This is a genomic window from Candidatus Kinetoplastibacterium oncopeltii TCC290E (assembly GCF_000340865.1).
GTDB lineage: Bacteria > Pseudomonadota > Gammaproteobacteria > Burkholderiales > Burkholderiaceae_B > Kinetoplastidibacterium > Kinetoplastidibacterium stringomonadis.
On the sequence record NC_020299.1, the window covers coordinates 161121 to 183452 of the forward strand.

18 protein-coding genes and 3 tRNA genes are annotated in these 22332 nt (G+C 31.5%); 18 read left to right on the forward strand and 3 right to left on the reverse strand.

The genetic code is table 11. The features are described 5' to 3' along the window. Positions 1–25 precede the first annotated feature (25 nt). Positions 26–502 (forward strand): transcription elongation factor GreA, encoded by a 477-nt coding sequence (gene greA / locus CONE_RS00745; protein ID WP_015396855.1) that lies wholly within the window; start codon positions 26–28, stop codon positions 500–502. A 95-nt stretch (positions 503–597) separates the two neighbouring features. Here greA and CONE_RS00750 read toward each other — a convergent pair whose 3' ends face one another. After that, entirely contained in the window at positions 598–876 is a 279-nt protein-coding gene (locus CONE_RS00750; RefSeq protein WP_015396856.1) for a YhbY family RNA-binding protein, read from the reverse strand. Positions 877–896: 20 nt separating this feature from the next. Here CONE_RS00750 and CONE_RS00755 point away from each other — a divergent pair, with 20 nt between their 5' ends. The 8 genes from CONE_RS00755 (at position 897) to dapA (ending at position 7778) form a co-directional block, all read left to right on the forward strand. Next, positions 897–1532, forward strand: coding sequence for an RlmE family RNA methyltransferase (locus CONE_RS00755; protein ID WP_015396857.1), 636 nt, complete (start codon positions 897–899; stop codon positions 1530–1532). 189 nt (positions 1533–1721) lie between these two features. Further along, a complete protein-coding gene (ftsH, locus tag CONE_RS00760; protein ID WP_235043372.1) occupies positions 1722–3530 on the forward strand; it encodes an ATP-dependent zinc metalloprotease FtsH in 1809 nt (602 codons plus the stop codon). 31 nt (positions 3531–3561) lie between these two features. Next, positions 3562–4404, forward strand: coding sequence for a dihydropteroate synthase (gene folP, locus CONE_RS00765; protein WP_015396859.1), 843 nt, complete (start codon positions 3562–3564; stop codon positions 4402–4404). After that, positions 4391–5746: a phosphoglucosamine mutase gene (gene glmM, locus CONE_RS00770; protein ID WP_015396860.1), complete on the forward strand. Its 1356-nt coding sequence runs from the start codon at positions 4391–4393 to the stop codon at positions 5744–5746. The genes folP and glmM overlap by 14 nt, the downstream gene beginning before the upstream one ends. Before the next feature lie 548 nt (positions 5747–6294). Next, positions 6295–6371 (forward strand) — tRNA-Pro (locus CONE_RS00775). A 184-nt stretch (positions 6372–6555) separates the two neighbouring features. Beyond that, a tRNA-Arg gene (locus CONE_RS00780) sits at positions 6556–6632 on the forward strand. A gap of 71 nt (positions 6633–6703) precedes the next feature. Beyond that, a tRNA-His gene (locus CONE_RS00785) sits at positions 6704–6779 on the forward strand. A 102-nt stretch (positions 6780–6881) separates the two neighbouring features. After that, the gene (gene dapA / locus CONE_RS00790) at positions 6882–7778 is read left to right on the forward strand and encodes a 4-hydroxy-tetrahydrodipicolinate synthase (RefSeq protein WP_015396861.1); all 897 of its coding nucleotides are present in this window, start codon (positions 6882–6884) and stop codon (positions 7776–7778) included. A 51-nt stretch (positions 7779–7829) separates the two neighbouring features. Here dapA and mutS read toward each other — a convergent pair whose 3' ends face one another. Then, on the reverse strand, positions 7830–10472 hold the full coding sequence (gene mutS, locus CONE_RS00795; protein WP_015396862.1) for a DNA mismatch repair protein MutS: 2643 nt from the start codon (positions 10470–10472) through the stop codon (positions 7830–7832). A gap of 266 nt (positions 10473–10738) precedes the next feature. Between mutS and CONE_RS00800 the strand changes: the two genes are divergently transcribed. The 4 genes from CONE_RS00800 to CONE_RS00815 all read left to right on the forward strand — a co-directional run bounded on the left by CONE_RS00800 (position 10739) and on the right by CONE_RS00815 (position 14911). After that, positions 10739–11518 (forward strand): mechanosensitive ion channel family protein, encoded by a 780-nt coding sequence (locus CONE_RS00800; protein ID WP_015396863.1) that lies wholly within the window; start codon positions 10739–10741, stop codon positions 11516–11518. A gap of 138 nt (positions 11519–11656) precedes the next feature. Further along, the gene (locus CONE_RS00805; protein ID WP_015396864.1) at positions 11657–12430 is read left to right on the forward strand and encodes an inositol monophosphatase family protein; all 774 of its coding nucleotides are present in this window, start codon (positions 11657–11659) and stop codon (positions 12428–12430) included. A 49-nt stretch (positions 12431–12479) separates the two neighbouring features. Then, positions 12480–14066: a TerC family protein gene (locus CONE_RS00810; RefSeq protein ID WP_015396865.1), complete on the forward strand. Its 1587-nt coding sequence runs from the start codon at positions 12480–12482 to the stop codon at positions 14064–14066. A gap of 11 nt (positions 14067–14077) precedes the next feature. Further along, positions 14078–14911: an undecaprenyl-diphosphate phosphatase gene (locus CONE_RS00815; RefSeq protein WP_015396866.1), complete on the forward strand. Its 834-nt coding sequence runs from the start codon at positions 14078–14080 to the stop codon at positions 14909–14911. A 619-nt stretch (positions 14912–15530) separates the two neighbouring features. Here the strand turns inward: CONE_RS00815 and CONE_RS00820 are convergent. Next, entirely contained in the window at positions 15531–16034 is a 504-nt protein-coding gene (locus tag CONE_RS00820; RefSeq protein WP_015396867.1) for a peptidylprolyl isomerase, read from the reverse strand. Positions 16035–16840: 806 nt separating this feature from the next. On the opposite strand from CONE_RS00820, the gene cysS reads away from it, so the two are divergent. The 5 genes from cysS (at position 16841) to CONE_RS00845 (ending at position 22318) form a co-directional block, all read left to right on the forward strand. Then, entirely contained in the window at positions 16841–18298 is a 1458-nt protein-coding gene (cysS, locus tag CONE_RS00825; protein WP_015396868.1) for a cysteine--tRNA ligase, read from the forward strand. A gap of 32 nt (positions 18299–18330) precedes the next feature. Further along, positions 18331–18951, forward strand: a complete 621-nt coding sequence (locus CONE_RS00830; RefSeq protein WP_200858691.1) for a DNA-3-methyladenine glycosylase family protein — start codon at positions 18331–18333, stop codon at positions 18949–18951. A 35-nt stretch (positions 18952–18986) separates the two neighbouring features. After that, positions 18987–19946, forward strand: a complete 960-nt coding sequence (locus CONE_RS00835) for an acetyl-CoA carboxylase carboxyltransferase subunit alpha (RefSeq protein ID WP_015396870.1) — start codon at positions 18987–18989, stop codon at positions 19944–19946. 20 nt (positions 19947–19966) lie between these two features. Beyond that, a complete protein-coding gene (gene tilS / locus CONE_RS00840) occupies positions 19967–20983 on the forward strand; it encodes a tRNA lysidine(34) synthetase TilS (protein ID WP_015396871.1) in 1017 nt (338 codons plus the stop codon). 87 nt (positions 20984–21070) lie between these two features. Next, positions 21071–22318 (forward strand): aspartate kinase, encoded by a 1248-nt coding sequence (locus CONE_RS00845; protein WP_015396872.1) that lies wholly within the window; start codon positions 21071–21073, stop codon positions 22316–22318. The last annotated feature ends 14 nt before the right edge of the window (positions 22319–22332 follow it).

Consider the following 22332-nt stretch of genomic DNA (forward strand, 5'->3'; position numbering starts at 1 on the left):
GTTTGTATTGTTTAGGAGAAAAAGTATGTCTTCTATTCCCCTAACTGTTAGAGGAGCAGAGCGTTTAGGTGATGAATTACATCATTTGAAAACTGTAGAACGTCCTAATGTAATTGAAGCTATTGCAGAAGCTCGTTCTCATGGTGATTTATCAGAAAATGCTGAATATGATGCTGCTCGTGAGAAACAAGGGTTTATTGAAAATCGGATAGCTAGAATTGAAAATATTTTATTTAATGCTCAGGTGATAGATCCATTATTTGTAGATAATGGTGGTCATATAGTATTCGGAGCTACAGTTAAGTTGGAAGAACTAAATTCAGGAAATTATTTTTCCTATCAGATCGTCGGTGATATGGAAGCAGATATAAAATCCGGACTTATATCCATATCTAGTCCAATGGCAAGAGCTATGATAGGCAAAGAAGAAGGTGACATTATTGAAGTGAAAGCCCCTTCAGGAAATTATAAATATGAAATTATAAATATATCTTATATTTAATAATGTGCTAATAAAATAGCAATTCTTAACCTCAAATATGATCTAAATTATGATATTTGAGGTTAAGAAAAATTGATTTATTTTATGATTTTTTTTTATATATTTTCCCTATAAATAACTATTACTCTACCTATGCTTTTAATTAAAGTGCAATTGAGATCATTGCAAATTTTATCTACTATTTCATTCTTTTCAGTTTTTTCTTTTATGTTTATTTTGATTTTTATTAATTCATGTGCGTTTAATGCAACATCAATCTCCTTATGAACTGGCAAGGTAAAACCTTTATAGCTAATTGTTACAATAGGTTTTAATTTATGTGAATTAATTTTTAATTTATCGTGTTTTTGGTTTTTTGATTCTGTGTTATACATATTTTAAATTTTAAGAAATAATGGCTAATTATAAATCTTCAAGAAAATGGATTAACCAACATATAAATGACCCATATGTCAAGTTAGCGCAACAAAAAGGCTATCGCTCTAGAGCAGCATTTAAATTGATAGAGTTACTAGAGACAGAAAACTTATCATTCCATAATGGAGCAAGGGTGATAGATTTGGGATCTGCTCCTGGTAGTTGGTCTCAAGTTATGCATGAGAAATTAAGCAAATCCAATGGGGCATTAGACAGTCGTATAATAGCACTAGATCTTTTGCCTATGGATCCACTTCCAGGTGTAGAGTTTATACAAGGTGATTTTCTTGATCAAGATATTATTGATAAATTAGAAAAAATATTATCAAATCAGTTAGTTGATATTGTAATTTCTGATATGGCCCCCAACCTATCAGGTATAAGGGACGTTGATTCTATGCGCATATGTAATATATGCGAGCTTGCTCTTAACTTTGCTGTTAATCATCTTAAGAAAAATGGCGTTATCATAATCAAGTCTTTTCATGGTAGCGGATTTTCACAGATCGTTTATCTATACAAGAAATTTTTTAAAAGAGTTTTAGAATTTAAACCTAAATCTTCAAGATTTAAATCATCAGAAACATTCTTGATAGCGCGTAATCTAAAGTAAACTTATTTTTAAGATTGATGAATTGTGTTTAAATTATAATTTTATGTAATAAAATATACATGTTATTGATTTTTATCTTTTGAAAGTATTGATGATTCTATTTTAGAATTTAAGATTTGAAATTAATAATTTTTTTAACTATATCAAGTTCATGTGGTCTTGATGAAAATTGAAGGCGGGAGCTCGGCTTTGGATAGTTATTTTTCAAAAATTGCTGTTTGGGTAGGAATTGCCCTGGCGCTTTTTAGCGTATTTAAACATTTTGATGGAAGTAATAGATTTCATCAAGATCATTACACATACACACAATTTATGGATGATGTTAGGGATGGTCATATTAAGAGAGTAGAGGTTCAGGGTGATATTTTAAGGGTTTTATCTGACAGCAATCGTTTTTATTCATTAACATCACCAGGCGATTTATGGATGGTTTCTGATTTACTTAAACATGGTGTTCAAGTTATAGGAAAACCACGTGAAGAGCCTTCTTTTCTAGCTAGTGTTTTCATTTCATGGTTTCCTATGCTCCTCTTAATAGGAGTTTGGGTTTTTTTTATGAGACAAATGCAGGGTGGAGGACGTGGAGGAGCGTTTAGTTTTGGTAAATCAAGAGCTAAGATGCTTGAGGAATCTGATAATAGAACAACATTTGCAGATGTTGCTGGATGTGATGAAGCTAAAGAAGATGTTCAGGAGTTAGTCGATTTTTTAAAAGAACCATCAAGATTTCAGAAACTTGGAGGTAGAATACCTAGAGGCGTGCTAATGGTTGGCTCACCAGGTACAGGGAAGACTTTACTTGCCAGAGCAGTTGCAGGTGAAGCTAATGTGCCTTTTTTTAGTATCTCTGGCTCAGATTTTGTTGAAATGTTTGTTGGAGTTGGAGCTTCTCGTGTAAGAGATATGTTTGAGAATGCTAAGAAAAATTCACCATGTATTATTTTTATAGATGAGATTGATGCTGTAGGTCGTCAGCGTGGAGCAGGTGTTGGCGGTGGAAATGATGAACGTGAACAAACATTAAATCAAATGTTGGTTGAAATGGATGGATTTGAAGCTGGACAGGGAGTTGTAGTAATAGCAGCTACAAATAGACCAGATATACTAGATCCTGCTTTGTTACGCCCAGGTCGTTTTGACCGTCAGGTTGTGGTTTCTTTACCAGATATAAAAGGTCGTGAACAAATACTCAATGTACATATGCGCAAAGTACCATTATCAGATAATGTTATCTCAAATATATTAGCTAGAGGAACTCCTGGTTTTTCTGGAGCTGATCTTGCTAACTTAGTAAATGAGGCTGCTTTATTTGCAGCTAGGCGTAATGGACGTGTTGTTGATATGTCTGACTTTGAAAAAGCTAAAGATAAATTAGTTATGGGAGCAGAGAGACGATCAGTAGTTATGCCTGAGGAAGAAAGACGTAATACTGCATATCATGAGTCTGGCCATACTGTTGTAGCAAAAATGTTGCCTAAGACAGACCCAGTTCATAAAGTTACAATAGTTCCTCGTGGAATGGCTCTTGGAGTAACTATGCAATTGCCTGAAAAAGATAGATATAGTATGGACAGAGAAAGTTTACTGAATATGATTGCAGTTCTTTTTGGAGGAAGAATCGCAGAAGAGATCTTTATGAATCAAATGACCACTGGTGCTTCCAATGACTTTGAACGGGCTACTAATATTGCTAGAGATATAGTGACCAGATATGGCATGACAAAAGAACTTGGTCCTATGGTTTATGCTGAGAATGAAAATGAAGTGTTTTTAGGAAGAAGTGTTACTAAGACAGTCCATATGTCTGAAGCGACTATGCAAAAAGTTGACTCTGAAATAAGGAGAATTATTGATGAGCAATATTCTGTAGCCCGTAATATTATAGAATCTAACAAAGATATTATAGAGAACATGGCTGAAATCTTATTGAAGCATGAGACTATTGATTCTGCTCAGATAGAAGATATAGTTTCAAGAAAATTCTTAAAAAAAGATTAAATATTTATGAAAAGATGGCGAATTATTACTTATGGATAAAAAATTTCAATGTGGTCGCTTTGAGTTTGTCTTAAACCGTCCAATTGTTATGGGTATAATTAATGTTACACCAGATTCATTCTCGGATGGAGGAGTTTATTATTCAATTGATGCTGCTATAAATCGCGCATATAAGATGATTGATGATGGTGTTGATATTTTAGATATAGGAGGAGAATCAAGTCGTCCTGGTTCTGATAGAGTATCTTCTTCTGAAGAATTAAAACGATTACTACCTGTAATAGAATCATTAAAGAATTGTGGTGTTCCATTGTCCATAGATACTTATAAACCAGATATTATGAAATCAGTGATAAGTATGAATGTAGATATGATAAATGATATTTGTGGTTTTACTAAACCAGGGGCAATGGAAGCAGTAGCATCATCTAATTGTGGTCTCTGTGTAATGTATATGAATGGTAATATTAGTAACATGCACGATTGTTTTCCTAACATGGATGTTGTGAAAGATGCTAATATTTTTTTTACAAAACAGCTAAGCAGTTTTATAAAATACAATTCTAGTATTATGAATAGGATTGTATTGGACCCAGGTTTAGGTTTTGGTAAAACCATTGAACAAAATTACTATTTGATAAGCCAGCTTGAAAAATTAAGAGTTTTGTCTTGCCCTTTAATGGTTGGGGTTTCTAGAAAATCTATGATAGGTAAATTAGTTGATCGATCAGTATCAGAGCGTTTATGTGCTAGTGTGTCTTGTGCCTTAATTTCAGTTATGTATGGGGCAAATATAGTCAGAGTTCATGATGTAGCAGAAACTGTTGACTCACTAAAAATTCTTAATGCTATAAATTCAAATGAAGCAAGATAGTAGATATTTTGGTACAGATGGTATCCGTGGTGTAATTGGCAGTTGCAATATGAATCATGATTTTCTTTTTCGGGTAGGGTATGCTGCTGGTATTTTTTTTTCAAGGAAACTAAATAAAGACAAAGAATGTTTTGTAGTAATAGGTATGGATACTAGATCTTCTGGACCAATGTTATCTTCTGCTGTTAAAACTGGCTTACTAGCATCAGGAGTAAATATATTTGATGTTTGTTCAGATGCTATTCCTACACCAGCTGTAGCACATTTAGTAAAACACTTTAATGCAGATGCTGGCATAGTAGTTAGTGCTTCTCATAATCCTTATAATTATAATGGTGTAAAGTTTTTCTCTTCTTTGGGAACAAAATTATCAGAAGAAGATGAATCTAATATAGAGTCATATATAGAAAAACCAGTTTTTTATACAAATATAAAAAAGTTTGGAAAAATATATTTCATTAGAAATGCAAATGATATTTATCTTGATTTTTGTAAAAAAACTTTTTTGAATAATATCGATCTTAGTAAATTTAAGATAGTAATAGATTCTGCTAATGGTGCTGCTTACAGGATAGCTCCCAGACTTTTTGCTGATTTAGGGGCTTCAGTTTTTACTATAGGATCTAAACCAGACGGGATTAATATCAATGATAATATTGGAGCTTCTTTCCCTGCTTTGTTAATACAAGAAGTAAAAAGGACAAAATCAGATTTAGGTATAGCTTTTGATGGAGATGCTGATCGTGTACAAATGGTAGATCATGATGGTAATGTTTTTAATGGTGATGAATTGCTGTATATAATCATTAAAGATAGGATAAGATTTGGTGCTGTTAAAGGAGTGGTTGGGACTCATATGACAAACTATGGTTTTGAATTGGCAATTAACAGACTAGGAATAGGATTTGATCGAACAAACATTGGAGATAGATATGTACATGAGCAAATGATAAAGAGAGGATGGTTATACGGTGGAGAAAGTTCGGGTCATTTATTATGTTTAGACCGTCATACAACAGGTGATGGGATTATTGCGTCTTTACAAGTTTTATCAGCTATGGTCAATTATAGAACAAAACAGTTGTCAGATTTATTAAAAGATATTCATATGTATCCACAGATCATTACTAATGTTAATTGGGATACAAGAAAGAATTGGCAAGATTGTAGTAGTCTAGTTACTGCTTTTGATAAAACTAAGGTTTTATTATCTGGAAATGGAAGAGTATTGATTAGAAAATCTGGAACAGAGCCAGTTCTAAGAATAATGGTGGAAGCTAAAAGTATTGATATTGCTAAAAAATATAGTCAGGAACTTATCTCCAGTATCCATACTACTTAAGTATATCGTTAATTATTTTTTTAAAATTTAATGATAGTGTTCTGTTTATTGCTAAAAATTATAGAATCTTTCATTAAAAGAACTAAAGTATTTATACCTAATTTTAATATTTATAATTTTTTAAGATTCTGCATCATATTTCTATTATTTTTATACTGAATTATATTTCAAAAGTTTTCAAAAATCATATTTAGAAACAATCTCAAAAATAGCGTATGTAATGTTTTACGATATTTTATCACCTGAGTTAAAGTCAAATAACATAAGAGTAATATATTAACCAGACACATATTTAAAGAATTTTTAAAGTACTAAATAACCTTGTTTTTACTAATAGCTAATTTTTTGAAATAAAAAGTTTATAACAATGTTAAAGTTAGATCCTATCTTATAGATCAGATATTCAATGTACAGAATTTTATTATTGATAAACATGTATTTTATTTGATAAGATTATTTTTTTTATAAAAACAACTTTATATTTTCTATTTTTAGTATATAATATAACAATCATAATTAATATGATAAAGTTAAAAAATTATACTTTTCGGGGTGTAGCGCAGTCTGGTAGCGCATCTGCTTTGGGAGCAGAGGGTCGTGAGTTCGAATCCCACCGCCCCGACCATTCTTTGTATCTTGCCATTTTTCTGATGGATCAATTTAGTATTATTTTTCTTGATTCATAGATTTAACAATTTTTAATTTTGTATTAATTTTTTGATAAACTAATTATTTGGAAGATTAATTTAGGTTTATTTTGACTTTTTGAATATCATTTATTCACCTATTCTTTACGATAGTTATTGAATGCGGCAGTAGCTCAGTAGGATAGAGCACGAGCCTTCTAAGCTCGGGGTCGGGGGTTCGAATCCCTCCTGCCGCACCATATATTATTATTCCTTTCTAATGTTTCCATAAAAATTAAAATGTGATAACATCTCCATTGTGTATTTAATGGTGGCTGTAGCTCAGTTGGTAGAGTCCCGGATTGTGATTCCGGTTGTCGTGGGTTCGAGCCCCATCAGCCACCCCATTTTTACTATTGTTACATTTTCATGTATTAATAGGATTTATATAGCTAATCATAACTAAGATATTTTATATTTCTCAATAGTAGTGTTTTGGAGCCCTACCTATGGCATCTCCTGTTAGTTGTTCTTTTGGGGGTAGTATAGTTGCCCTAGTTACCCCAATGTTTCCTGATGGCAGTTTTGATTATCAGGCTTATCGTTCCTTGATTGACTGGCATATATCTGAAGGAACAAATGCTTTGGTAGTAGTTGGTACTACTGGGGAATCTCCATCTGTCTCTTTGGAAGAGCATGCTGATTTAATACGCGTTGCTGTAGAACATTCTTGTGGACGTATTCCGGTAATAGCCGGAGTTGGAGCTAATTCCACAAGTGAAGCAGTATACCTAACAAAACATGCAAAGTCTGTTGGAGCACATGCTGGTTTATCTGTAGTTCCTTATTATAATAAGCCCTCTCAGGAGGGGATGTATCGACATTTTAAGGCTATTTCTGAAGCTACCGATTTACCCATCATTTTGTACAATGTTCCTGGACGTACTGTTGCTGATATAAGCAATGATACTGTGCTAAGGCTGTCTGAAGTTCCGGGAATTATAGGAATTAAAGATGCTACTGGTGATATTGCAAGAGGTGTGCTTTTAATGAAAAATCTGCCTTCTGATTTTCAAGTTTTTAGTGGAGATGATCCAACTGCAGCTGCTCTTATCATGTTAGGTGCAAGTGGCAATATTTCTGTTACAGCTAATATAGCACCTCGTTTGGTACGCGATTTATGTGATGCAGCAATATCAGGTAATATTTCGAAAGTTCGAGAGTTAAATTTTAAATTGTCTTCGTTAAATAAAGCATTATTTATAGAAGCTAATCCTATACCAGTTAAATGGGCTCTTAGTAAACTAAATAGATCTAAATTAGGTTACAGATTACCATTGGTAGAGATTGCTGAAAATAACAAAGAGATTGTTATGCAGTCAATGAGGGATGCCGGTTTAATTTAGTGAGAAGCAGATCAGACCTTTCATTTCCAACTGAAATGGATGGTCTTTGCCTCATTTCCTCAGTTTTTCTAAAATATTTTTTATTTCATATAATTTATTAATTGATTCAATAGGTGTTATATTGTCGAGATCGATTGATTCAATTGATCTATATATGACATCTATGTATTCATCATAGGGTTGCTTTTTATTTTTATAAGAACATATTTCAGTAATATTATATTCAGCACTCACCTTTTTTATATTATTTAGTTTTTCTCTTGCACTCTCTATTACCTTTATAGGTATTCCTGCTTTTCGAGCGACTTGTATTCCATAACTTTGATTAGCTGGACCTGATTTTACTTCATGCAAGAAAATTATATCATCACTAGAGTCTATTGCAGATAAATGTACATTAACAGCATTTTGTAAATCATGTGGTATTCTTGTTAATTCAAAGTAATGAGTAGCAAATAAAGTTAGCGATTGATTAAAATTAATCATTCTTTCTGCGATAGACCACGCTAAACACATTCCATCATTCGTTGATGTCCCTCTTCCTATTTCATCGATTAATACTAAACTTTTGTTGGTGCTTGCTGATAGTATGGCGGCTGTTTCTATCATTTCTACCATAAATGTAGATTTACCTCCAGAAATATCATCTGATGCCCCGATTCTTGTAAAGATTCTGTCAATATTTCCAATTATCGCTTTTTTAGCAGGCACAAAAGAACCTATTTTTGCTAATAATGTTATTAATGCTGTTTGCCTCATATAAGTAGATTTACCTCCCATGTTCGGTCCGGTAATAATTATCATTCTTTTTTCATTATTTACTATGCAATCGTTAGGTGTGAATATTTTAGTATTAATTTCAACCACAGGATGCCTACCGCTATTAATTATGATTTCAGTTTTTTCACTAATTGTTGGCAATATCCAATTATTTATATGTGAGTGTTCTGCTAAATTTATCAAAGTGTCCACTTCAGATAATGATTTAGCACATAAAGATATTTCCTTTATATTATCCATAAGAAACTTTAGTACTGTTTCATATAAAAATTTTTCACGAGCTATTGCTTTTTCTTTCGAAGAAAGAATTCGTTCTTCCCATTGTTTTAATTCTGATATTGAAAAGCGCTCAGTGTTTTTTAGAGTTTGTAGACGTCTATAATTACTAGGAACTTTGTTGAGTTGACTTTTTGTTATTTCAATGTAGAAGCCAAAGATTTTGCTAAAAGATATCCTCAAATTATTGATCCCTGTATTTTCTTTCTCTCTTTCTTCTAGTTCTTTTATAAAGTTGCTATTATTATTAGATATGCTTCTCAGCTCATCTAATTCTTTATCAAATCCATAAGATATTACGCCCCCATCTTTTACAGATATAGATGGGTCTTCAGATATGGCTATATCAAGAAATTTAGATATTGATGGATCTATTAATATAGCTTCGTTAAGATTTTCTAGTAATTTTGATTCTTTTATTAATCCTAAAAAACTGTGCAAATCAGGCAATAATCTTATAGAATTTCTTAGATTTGCTATTTCGCGTGGTCTAATATATTTTAATGCTATCCTAGATAACATCCTGTCCATGTCAGGAAGTTGTTTTAATTTAGATTTAATTGAATCTAATGTATTTCTTTTTAAGCAATCACCATAAAAAAAATAATTTATAAATGCTGATATTGCTCCTTGTCTTAATAAGATTATGTCAGTATTTTGCGTGGGATTATTTAACCATTTTCTTAGTAATCTGCTACCCATCTGTGTATGACATTTATCCAAGATAGAAAAAAGAGTTGGACTATCGTCTCCATTAATAGTCTTATTAATTTCTAGATTTTTTCTAGTTGTTGAGTCTAAAAATACTAATTGATCAGTTCGTTCTATATATAAATTTTGAATGTGTGAAAGTTCTCTAGATTGGGATTTACTAGCGTATCTAATCAATGCTCCTGCAGCTCCTATGTCTTGGTAGTTATTACTGTTTAGACCAAAACTAGAAAGAGAATCTATTTTAAAATGTTCTAATAAATATCTAATAGCATTATCATATTCGAAGTGCCAATCTGGGACCGGAGTATATTTTGTAACAAAATTATAATGTTTTGTTTTTATATCACTAGTTTCCGAAAATATTATTTCTGCTGGTGATAGCCTGTGCAATTCTGAATTTATATTTTCTTCTGTAGAATCTGCAACTATCTTGAAATCACCATTAACTAAATTTAAGTAAGATATACCGATTTTACCATCTTTTGTTGTATTAATAGCAACTAAAGCACGGTCTGATTTTAAGGGTAACAGAGCGTCTTCTACTATTGTTCCTGGCGTAATTATTCTAACTATTTTTCTTTCAACTAAACTATTTTTAATGCTTGAAAAATTTTCATTTATTTGCTCGCAAATAGCTACAGATTCACCATGTTCCAGCAATCTTGATAAGTATTGCTCTAGTGAACTTGCAGGTATACCAGCCATTGGTATTGGAATACCATTCGCACATCCTCGTTTTGTAAGGGTTAAATTTAATAGACGAGAAATTTTTTCAGCATCATCATAAAATAATTCGTAAAAATCACCTAATCTAAATAATAGTATCATAGATCCAGCTTCTTTCTTTAATGAAAGATATTGCTGCATCAAAGGAGTAAGTCCTTCTGTGGATATTGGTGCTTTATAATGCAATGGTATTTCCATATAAAAATTTCAGATTTAGTTATTATTTACTATTTAGAAAACAAAACCTATATTAATTAGATTCTTGTAAAGATTAGTGCTAATGTATTCACATAACATTATCTTTTTCATAAAATAAAGTAATTATTTTAACTATTATACTTGTATATCAATATATAATTCTCTATTAGATACTAAAAATTAACTTTTATAATTTTGTATTTAATTTTTTGTTTCTTTCATAAGATACAATTGATATGGATTAAATATCTATAATTGGAGATTATATGATTTTGGTAAAAGATTTTTTGATTAATATTTCTGTTTCTGTCTTTATACTAATATTTGGTTGGTGGATTTCTTCGATTGTGGGGCAATGGTTTTCAAAAGTTATAAAGTTTTCTCCTCATATTGATGTTACCGTTGTTCCAATATTAAGTTCTTTAGCTATATGGAGCATAAGATTTTTTACTGTAATAACAGTTATGGCAAGATTTGGATTAGAAACAACAAGCATAATAGCACTGCTTGGAGCTGCTGGTTTAGCTATTGGTCTAGCTTTACAAGGAACTTTACAGAATATTGCAGCTGGTATTATGTTATTATTGCTCAGACCAGTAAGATCTGGTGAATTCATCTGCCTTAAATCAGGAGAAGAAGGTACTGTTAGTGAAATTGGTCTTTTTTTAACTAGAATGACTCAAAATGATGGTACTAGTTTAACATTACCAAATAGCATTTTATGGAATTCTACAATTGTAAATTTTAGTAGAAACCCTGTTAGACGCGTGGATATACCAGTATCAATTAATTACAAATCTAATATAGATCTAGCCCTTGAAACTATTATTGATGTTGTTAAATCTAACCCTTTAATTCTTGTTGATCCTGCTCCATTAGTTAAGGTAGTAGACTATAAAGAATTTAGCATAGTAATTAACGTCAGAGTCTGGTCTGATTCTTCAAATTATTGGGATTTAAGATGGAATCTATATCATCAAATATGGGTTGCACTTGGTGTTGCTGGATTAGAAGCTCCTATTGTAATAAATAGTGCCATAAATTAGGCACTATAATATTTATATTAATCAAAAATTCTGAGATTTTGTAAGAATTTTTTAACAATAGGTTTAATTTTAATTTTTTCGTATTGTTTAAATTAGAATAGAATAATAAGTTTTGTATGGTATTTTGTTATGCATCCGATGTTAAATATTGCTGTTAAAGCCGTTAGGCGATCCAGTATAGTTTTAAGCCGTTTTAGTTTAGATTTGGAAAGAGTTAATATATCTCGGCATTTAATAAATGAATACGCTGATGAAGCTTGTAGATTAGCAGAAGAAACTGCCAAAAGAGTGATTTTAACAGCATATCCTGATCATGCTATTTCTCTAGATGGAAATTTCGGAGATCTAAAGAACCATAAAGGTTTTTTATGGGTTATTTGCCCTATAGATGGACTAATTAATTTTGCTTATGGATTCCCATTTTATGCTATTTCCATATCCCTTATACAAAATGGTAATATTTTGCAGTCAGTAGTGTATGATCCTGTTCGTAATGATTTGTTTACCTCGCGAAGAGGCTCTGGCACTTTTCTGAATGATCGTCGTATTAGGGTATCTGGACAAATTAGTTTTAGTAATTCTCTGATTGGTGATGGTTCTGACCATATAGATATTAATGATGCCCCCTTTAATAATAAAATTATTACAGGTTGTTTATCTACAAGGCGTATAGGATCAGTTGCTCTTGGTTTAGCTTATGTAGCTTGCGGTCGGTTGGATGGCTTTTATGGATGTAGCAGTCTTGATAGAAAATATCTAGCAGCTGGAAGTCTCATGGTTTCTGAAGCAGGTGGTTTGGTAACAGATTTTAATGGTGATCAAGATTGGTTGCAATCTAGACAAATAATAGCAGCTACTCCGAAAATATTTACTCTTTTTAAGAATTATATAAATAAGATTTTAGTTAAATAGCAAGAGAATTGATATTTGTAATATTACTTATAATTGTTTTTTTTAATTTATGGAGATATCTTTGTTAGACTGGCTACAGGACCCGACTGCATTAGTTGGATTATTCACTTTGGTCATTCTTGAGGTTGTCTTAGGAATAGATAATTTAGTTTTTATTGCAATTTTGGTAGATAAACTGCCTCCTGGTCAAAGAGATAAGGCTAGAATTACTGGATTAGGTTTTGCTTTAATAATTCGCATAATATTTTTATCATGCATGTCTTGGTTACTAACCTTAACCGATCCTTTATTTCACTTTAGTGTATTTTCTGGGCGCGATTTGATAATGTTAACGGGAGGTATTTTACTTTTATTCAAAAGCACTGTGGAATTACATGATCGTATCAATGGCAGTTTGTCTGAAGTGGTTGGAACTCGAGTATATGCTAGTTTATGGGTTATTGTTGCCCAGATAGTTGTTCTCGACGCTGTTTTTTCATTAGATTCTGTTATAACAGCCATCAGCATGGTTGATCATTTAGCTATTATGATGATAGCTGCAATTATTGCTACTGGGATTATGATTTTAGCATCCAAACCATTAACTATTTTTGTAAATACTCACCCAAGTGTTGTAGTTTTATGCTTAGGATTTTTACTTATAATAGGATTTTCATTAATATCTGAGAGTTTTGGTTATATAGTACCGAAAGGTTATTTATATGCAGCAATAGGCTTCTCAATATCTATAGAAGCATTGAATAATATTTATCGTAGAAATCTATCAAAAATAGATACTAGACGTCCAATGAGAGAAAGAACAGCTGAAGCTGTCCTGCTTATGCTTGGTAAAAGAACTGTTTTTGACGAAAATCACGAATCAATTAATACTCCTTCGTTAAATACTAATGATTTTGGAATAGAAGAGCGAAACATGGTTAGTGGTGTCTTAACATTAGCAGAGAGGTCTATACTTTCGATTATGACTCCTAGGATTGATATCTCTTGGGTAAATATTAATGAAACATCAGAATCTATTAGAAAACAGTTAGTAGACGATCCTCACAGTTTTTTTCCTGTTTGCAAGGGATCTCTCGAAGAGGTTATAGGAATAGGACGAGCTAAAGAGATGATTATAAATTTAGCAACCGATGATGGAATATTGAAGTTAGATAGATTGAGAGAACCAGTTATAATTCATGAATCTACTAGAATTCTAAAACTAATGGAGATGTTTAAAAGGTCAAGAGTACAGATAGCTCTTGTTGCTGATGAATTTGGAGAAATAGAGGGATTGGTAACTCCAATAGATGTACTTGAAGCAATAGCTGGAGAATTTCCTGATGAAAATGAATTGCCTACAATTGTTGAGGATGGTAGTGATAGATGGATTATAGATGGTTCTGCTGATTTACATCATGTTGAGCAAGTTTTAGAAATTGATTGTTTGCTAAATGACTCGAATGATTATTCAACTATGGCCGGATATTTGCTAGCTAATTTTGGTGCCTTGCCAAATATAGGTGATACTTGGGAATATATGATATATAACAGTAAATTTAAATTTGAAGTTCTAAAGTGTGATAATAGAAGAATATCTCTAGTTAGAGTTACTAAGTCATTAATTGATAATTTATCTTGTTCGGAAGAAGTATAGATTTATAGTGAATGAAATTTTTAGATATGGATCAGTTTTTAGTTTTAATTAAAGTTTGTTTTCTAGGAATAATAGAAGGTTTAACAGAGTTTATACCTGTGTCAAGCACAGCGCATTTAATATTTATTGGAAAATTAATTAACTTTAATTCTTGTAATGGTATGGTTTTTGAGGTATTCATACAGGTAGGAGCTATATTTTCTGCGCTATTTTTGTTTAGATCTTATATTTTTGATATATTATTTGGAGTTTTCAGACTAGAATATAAATACTTGTTATTTTCAACAAAGGTATTATGTTCTATCTTGCCGTCTATTATTATTGGAGCTTTGCTAATACGACATATAAAAAAGTTATTTATTTGTCCTAATGTAATAGCCCTTTCTCTTATAATAGGAGGATTAGTAATTATAATCGTTGAGTACAGAAGAAATATCAGCTCTAGTGAAAAATTATCTTATTATTCCGATTTGTATAGTATTTCTATTAAACAATCTTTATGTGTTGGTTTTGCCCAATGTATCGCTATGATACCAGGAGTATCTAGATTCGGAGCGACAGTTATAGGAGGAATGATATCTGGATTGAATAGAAGTATTGCTACAAAATATTCATTTATAATAGCTATACCTACAATGCTAGGAGCAGCTTTATTTGATCTTTGGTCTAATATAAACGATCTTTCTTATATTGATTTCTCAAATATTCTTATTGGTTCTGTTTCAGCATTCATTTCTGCTTTCTTTATAGTAAAATACGTAGTGAGATTTGTAGAAACAAATACTTATGTTGTTTTTGCTTTATATAGAATAGTAGTTGGTTTTGCGATTTTGTTCCTCTGCTAAGAATTTGATTTAGAAACCATGTTAATCTATAGCATTATCTGATATTGCCAATATTTCATAAACTCTTAAGATTTTTTTTCTGCTTCTAGTTCATGTATATCTGTTACTTCTTTTTATTTTTTGATTTTAGAAGATTTGCTGTATTCTCGTAAACTTTTTGCAATATCTCTTCTTTCTGATGAACTTTTTTGTAAGAATTATATTTTTCAGATAGTATTGCTAACTGTCATTCTAAATGTTTGATATTTTTTATCATTTGTACATAATTCATAGCCATGAATAATTATATCTTGATAGTTATTTCCTAAAATAACTTTATAGTAAAGTTTTAAAAACGCCATAAACAACAGAAAAATGTTTTTCACTGGTAAGAAATTTGTATTTACAGTTAAGCTATATATGTTTATATATCTAGATGCTACTTTATTGATTTAATTATAGTAATAAGCCACTATAATTAAATCATCTTATATTTAAGTATCAAAAAATCTTATAGTCATATAAAGTATTTGAATTGGTAGATTTTTCTAAGATTTTATAAAGATTTTTGAATTTCCTGACATATGCTTTGATATATAAAAATCAAAAGCTAGTCATATATTTTCAAAAAAATTTTATTTCATTCAATGATTTCAACATTTTCTATTTTGACATCATCAATTGGAACATCACTATAAAATCCTTTGTTTGAGGTTTTTACATTATTTATTTTATCAACTACTTCAGTTCCTTCTATAACCTTACCAAATACCGTATATCCCCAACCATTTAAAGTAGGAGATTTATAATCAAGAAATCCATTATCAGAAGTATTTATGAAAAATTGTGAAGTGGCAGAATGAGGATCATTTGTCCTAGCCATAGCTATAGTATAAATATTATTTTTGAGACCATTATTTGCCTCATTTTCTATAGGACTTTCCAAATTTTCTTTATTAGTTAGGCTAGGTAATAATCCGCCACCCTGTATCATGAATCCTTTTATTACACGATGAAATATTGTTCCATTGTAAAAATTTTTATCTATGTATTTTAAAAAATTTTCAACTGTATTCGGAGATTTTTCTTTATCAAGAAGAATAATGATTCTGCCATGATTTGTCTGTATTTGAGCTTTACACATGATTTGTAAAATATTAGTTATTATTTATAAGTTCTTCTACAGTAAATGTAGAGTTATTATTCTATCATAATATGATTAATTAATTACCATAGCAATAATTTAACTATTATGTTTATATCATCATTCACGATTGTATATATTTGTTGATATATATATTATAAATTACTTTATCTTTAAGTTTTTTTGCAAATAATTGATAAAAATCTCAATGAACAAAAGTTTCATTTACAAATAGCCCAGGCAATTTAATATTATAACTTCTCTAATAGCTAAATTTAAGTTTACATATATCTAATTGTTACTTATTTTTTTAAAATTTGTAGTTCAGATTCGAATTGTTCATTTTTTTAAAGAATCAACTTGTTTACTTATACACAGTTTTATTTTTTGATCCAATTTTCAGGATTAGAATTTATCTTTATTGAGTTTTTGTGAGTAAGCAAACAATAATTCTTAATTATTGACTGATTTGACTCTTTTCTATTATTTATATTTGATTTAGTCGTTTGTTGTGTTGTATAGTAGCCTTAAGCGAATGTAGTTTTAGTTGATATGAGTTGTTAACAAGCCATAAGAATTCTAATAGATAAGTTGATGCTATTCACTTTATGCTTCACAAATAATTGTCCTTTAACTTGGTATTAATTGTGGTTATACATTGTGTAAAATATTTACCATAACTACTAATGTTTCTATCATATAGATTTTAACCACATAAGCATATATAACAAGGTAAGTAATTTACAAAGCAAAGCTACTTATCTTGTGATTCTAACATCAGGATTGTTTTTAATATAATAATTAATATGTTGCAAATATATAATACATTGACTAGATCGAAGAGTGATTTTAAGCCCATTAATGATAATGTGGTTAATATGTATGTCTGCGGCATGACAGTTTATGATTATTGTCATTTAGGACATGCTCGAATAATGGTAGTTTTTGATGTTATACAGCGCTGGTTAAAGAATATTGGATTTGATGTAAGGTATGTTAGAAACATTACAGATATAGATGACAAAATTATCAATAAATCTTTGAGCGAACATAAAAGCATAAAGGAAATTACTGAATTCTACATATCAGCTATGCATATGGACGAAAAAGCTTTAAATATAGAAACTCCTTTTAAAGAACCCAAAGCGACTGACTATGTAAATGAAATGGTTGACATTATAAAACTGCTTGAAGGCAAGGGTCTTGCTTATAAAGCATTAGATGGAGATGTTAATTTCTCAATTAAGAATTTCAATGATTATGGCAAATTATCAGGGATAAATCTAAATGAGTTAAGATCTGGAAATCGTGTATCTGTATCTTCTTTTAAAGCTGATCCTCTGGATTTTGTTTTATGGAAGTCTTATAAAAAGAATGATCCATATGACAGCAGGTGGGATTCTTGTTATGGTGTGGGTCGTCCTGGATGGCATATAGAGTGTTCTGCAATGAGTCATTCTATATTAGGCAATCCTATAGATATACACGGAGGAGGTCCTGATCTTATATTTCCGCATCATGAGAATGAGATAGCTCAGACTGAAGGTGCTTTTGGTACCAATCTTGCTAATTTTTGGATGCACTGTGGGCCTTTGATGGTTGATGATGCCAAGATGTCAAAATCGTTAGGTAATTACTACACTATTCGTCAAGCAATAGGTAAAGAAATTTTACCTGTCGATTTTCGTTATGAAGTTAATCTTAGGGAAGCAGAAATGCTAAGATTTTTTATAATAAGAAGTCATTACCGCAGCAAGCAGAATTATACATTTGAAAATCTTGTAGATGCTCAAAATTCTCTAGATAAATTGTATCTTGTGCTTTTCAATATCAATGTAAAATCAGAAGATTGCAGAGTTGATTGGAGCGATAAATTTTCTGATGCTTTTAAACTAGCTATGAATGATGATTTCAACACTCCCAACGCTATAGCAATACTTTTTGATTTGGCATCGAAAGCAAATAAAAATAAATGTATTCATAGCGCAACACAACTGAAATCTTTAGCAGGAATCCTAGGTATATTGTCTCAAGATCCTATGGTTTATTTCTCTGAGCCTACAAGATATAAGATTTCTGTAAATCGCAATGATTCAGCAGATATCCTTTCTAAGGAAGATATAGAGAATTTAATATGCAAAAGGAGTTATTTTAAACGAAATAATGATTATCTAGAAGCTGATAAAATTAGATCGATGCTAAACGACTCCGGTATTGAGCTAGAAGATACGTCTAATGGCAATACTAATTGGCGTCGTGTTTAATGCAATTAATGTAAAGGATTATTACATAAAAAATGCTATACATGAATTCCACTCAACCTGATTATTGGGAACAAGCAGTTTCAGATCTAAAAAAAAAGGATAGAATCCTAAAGAGAATTATCCCATTGCATTCGGAAAAAAAACTTTTGTCTTCAGAATCTCCTTTTATTACACTTGCAAACTCTATAATAAGCCAACAAATATCTACTAAAACAGCTAGTATTATTTGGGGTAAATTTGTCAAGATATTTGGCCAATCTCCATCTCCTAAGGATATTATACATAATAAAAGAGAAGAATTAATGAGTATTGGTCTTCCAAAAAGAAAAGTAGATTATTTATATGATCTTGCTATTCATTTCCACGAAAAAAAAATTAATCCTGATAAATGGATCGATATGGATGATGAGTCGGTTATTTCTGAGCTATCTTCCATAAAAGGTATAGGACGCTGGACCTCAGAGATGTTTTTGATTTTTAATTTACGACGTCCTGATGTAATGCCTTTAGATGATACAGGATTAATTAGAGCTATATCATTACATTATTTTAGTGGTGAGCCAGTTTCTCGTTTTGAGGCTAGAGAAGTTTCAGTAGCATGGAGACCTTGGCGTACCGTTGCTTCTTGGTATTTATGGTGTAGCATAGAGTAGTAATATTTAATAAAATTATTATCTGAAATTTTAATATGCGAAACACATTCCTGAATTTTGAGCAGCCTATAGCTGAATTGGAAGAAAAAATAGAGCAGCTACGTTATATTCGTGCTGATTCTGCAACTGATATATCGGATGAAGTAAGAAAATTAAAAAACAAAAGCCAGCAACTTACTAAAGAAATTTATGCTAATCTTACTCCATGGCAAGTATCTATGGTTGCAAGGCATCCACAGCGCCCTCATACATTAGATTATATAAATGGATTATTTACTGATTTTAACGAGTTACATGGTGACAGAATGTACTCTGACGATAAATCTATAATAGGTGGACTAGCAAGATTTAATGATAGATCTTGTATGGTGATTGGCCATCAGAAAGGCAGAGGGACAAAAGAGAGGGCAATGCGTAATTTTGGAATGCCTAAGCCCGAAGGTTACAGAAAAGCATTGCGTCTGATGAAACTTGCAGAGAAATTTAATATTCCTATATTTACTTTTATTGATACTCCTGGTGCATATCCAGGAGTAGGTGCGGAAGAGCGTGGTCAATCTGAAGCAATTGGTAGAAATTTGTACACAATGTCTGAGATAAAGGTGCCTATAATTACCACTATTATAGGAGAGGGAGGATCTGGAGGTGCTTTGGCTATTGCTATTGGAAACATAGTTTTAATGTTGCAGTATGCAACTTATTCTGTTATTTCACCTGAGGGTTGTGCTTCTATTTTATGGCGCAATTCTGAGAAAGCTGCAGAAGCAGCTGATGCTTTAGCAATAATATCTTCACGGTTAAAAAAATTGGGATTGATAGATATGATTGTAAAAGAACCAATGGGTGGGGCACATAGAGATTATGCACTTATGTATCAATTGTTACGTGATGCTTTGATAGATGCTATTAAACAGTTACAGAATCCAAGTCCTGATTATTTTGTTAAGCAAAGATTAAGTAAAATTTTATCAGTTGGTTCATTTCAAGAGTTTTAATAATTACTGGCACTATAAACATGTATATTGTTTCCAAACACCTTTATGATGCTCTTAGATCTTTTTTGATGAATCTGAATACTATACCGAAAAGAATTGCTGTTGGTCTTAGTGGTGGCATGGATTCTGCTATGTTATCCGTAACAGCGACTAAAGTGACCAGTGATTTGAATATTTCTCTATGTCTATTCCATATCAATCATTGTTTACAAGATAATTCTGATTCTTGGTCTGAACGAGCTCATGATTTGGCTAATATGCTGAAAATTCCTTTTTATGAAAAAAAAATTTATGTAGATCTTGGAAGTAAATATGGCTTAGAGGCTTCTGCTAGAAACTCTAGATATAAAGCATTTGATGATTTGATGAATTTTTATGAAATCGAACATCTTTTATTAGCCCATCATAAAGATGATCAAGCAGAGACTGTGCTTTTAAGGCTATTACGTGGATCAGGTATAAAAGGTATGGGTGCTATGAGAAGTATTTCAATAAAAAATGGCAAATCTTATATTAGACCTTGGTTAAATATATCTAAAAATATGATTGATTCAGAGATGAAGATATTTTCGAATTTTACATCTTGGTATCCAGTTAATGATCCGACTAATATAGACGATACTACTGCTAGATCATTAATTAGAAACCATTTAGCTCCTCAGCTAGATAAATATTGGCCCCAATGGAGAAATTCTTTATATAGAAATGCTCATCAAATGTCTGTTGCCTCAGACATATTGGAAGATTTAGCTAAATTAGATTTTGATAAGTTAAGAATTAATAAGGATAGTTGTTTTTCCCTCTCTAAATGGCGTTCTATCGATTCAACTTATAGAAAAATACAAGTTATAAGATATTGGTTTTTAATAAATAATTTAATTATGCCTACAGAGGCTTTTGTTAACAATTTATATAGACAATTAGCAAATCTACATTCGCTAGGACACGACAGATTTATGAAGGTGAAATATGGTAAATGTGATATATTATGTCGTAAAGGACTCGTATGGATAGAATTTCCCAAATTAAACAATTAAAGATATATTTTCTAATATTTAGAGACAAAATCGATTTATTATCTTACAATATGCAAGTTCATAATATTTTTTCATATAGAGTGTTACATGGCTTTATTCGTTCATAAATACGGTGGAACATCAATGGGTTCTGTCGAGCGCATCAGGAATGTAGCTCGTCGTATAGCAAAGTGGCATATGGCTGGGCACAAGGTTGTAGTTTTACCTTCAGCCATGTCTGGCGAAACAAATCGTTTGCTTGGACTTGCTAGAGAAATTTCTCCTTTCCCTGATGTAAGAGAGATGGATATGTTGGCTTCTACAGGAGAGCAAGTTAGTAGTGCACTATTAGCTATAGCTCTACAAAAAGAAGGGGTTTCTTCAAGAAGTTATGCTGGATGGCAAGTTCCAGTCAATACTGATTCTTCTCATACTAAGGCTAGAATTGTATCGATAGATGGTTCTAAGGTTCAGAATGACCTGGCTCAAGGTAAAGTTGTTGTTATTACTGGATTTCAAGGGATTGATTCAGAAAGAAATATAACAACTTTAGGTAGAGGAGGTTCTGACACTTCTGCAGTAGCTATAGCTGCAGTCTTGAAAGCACAAGAGTGTTTGATATATACTGATGTAGATGGTGTTTACACAACAGATCCTAGAGTAGTTCCAGAAGCGCGTAGACTTTCTCAGATTTCTTTTGAGGAAATGTTGGAAATGGCGTCTCTTGGTTCTAAAGTGTTACAGATAAGATCTGTAGAGTTTGCTGGCAAGTATAGTGTTCCTACCAGGGTGTTGTCTTCATTGACTGATCCTCTTATTTCTCTTGAAATAGAAATGAGTTCAGGTACATTAATTAATTTTGAGGAAGATGGTAAAATGGAGTCTGCTGTAGTTTCTGGTATTGCTTTTAGTCGTGATGAGGCTAAGATTACAGTGTTATCTGTTCCTGACACACCTGGTATTGCTCATTCAATCCTTGGTCCTGTTGCAGCTGCTAACATAGAAGTTGATATGATTCTTCAAAATCAATCCGTTTCCGGTACTACTGATTTTTCATTTACTGTGAATCGTAACGATTTTAAGCATACTATTGATGTTTTGAGGAATCAAGTAATACCTGCGGTTAAAGCACAAGATTTAGCTGTTGACGAAAAAGTAGCCAAGGTATCAATAGTTGGAGTGGGTATGCGATCTCATGTTGGTGTGGCTAGTTTGATGTTTAAGACCTTAGCTCAGGATGGTATAAATATCAAAATGATCAGCACTAGCGAGATAAAGACATCTGTAATTATAGATGATAAATATATGGAATTAGCTGTAAGAGCACTACATAAAGCATTCGATCTTGATAAATAGATAATCGATTATAA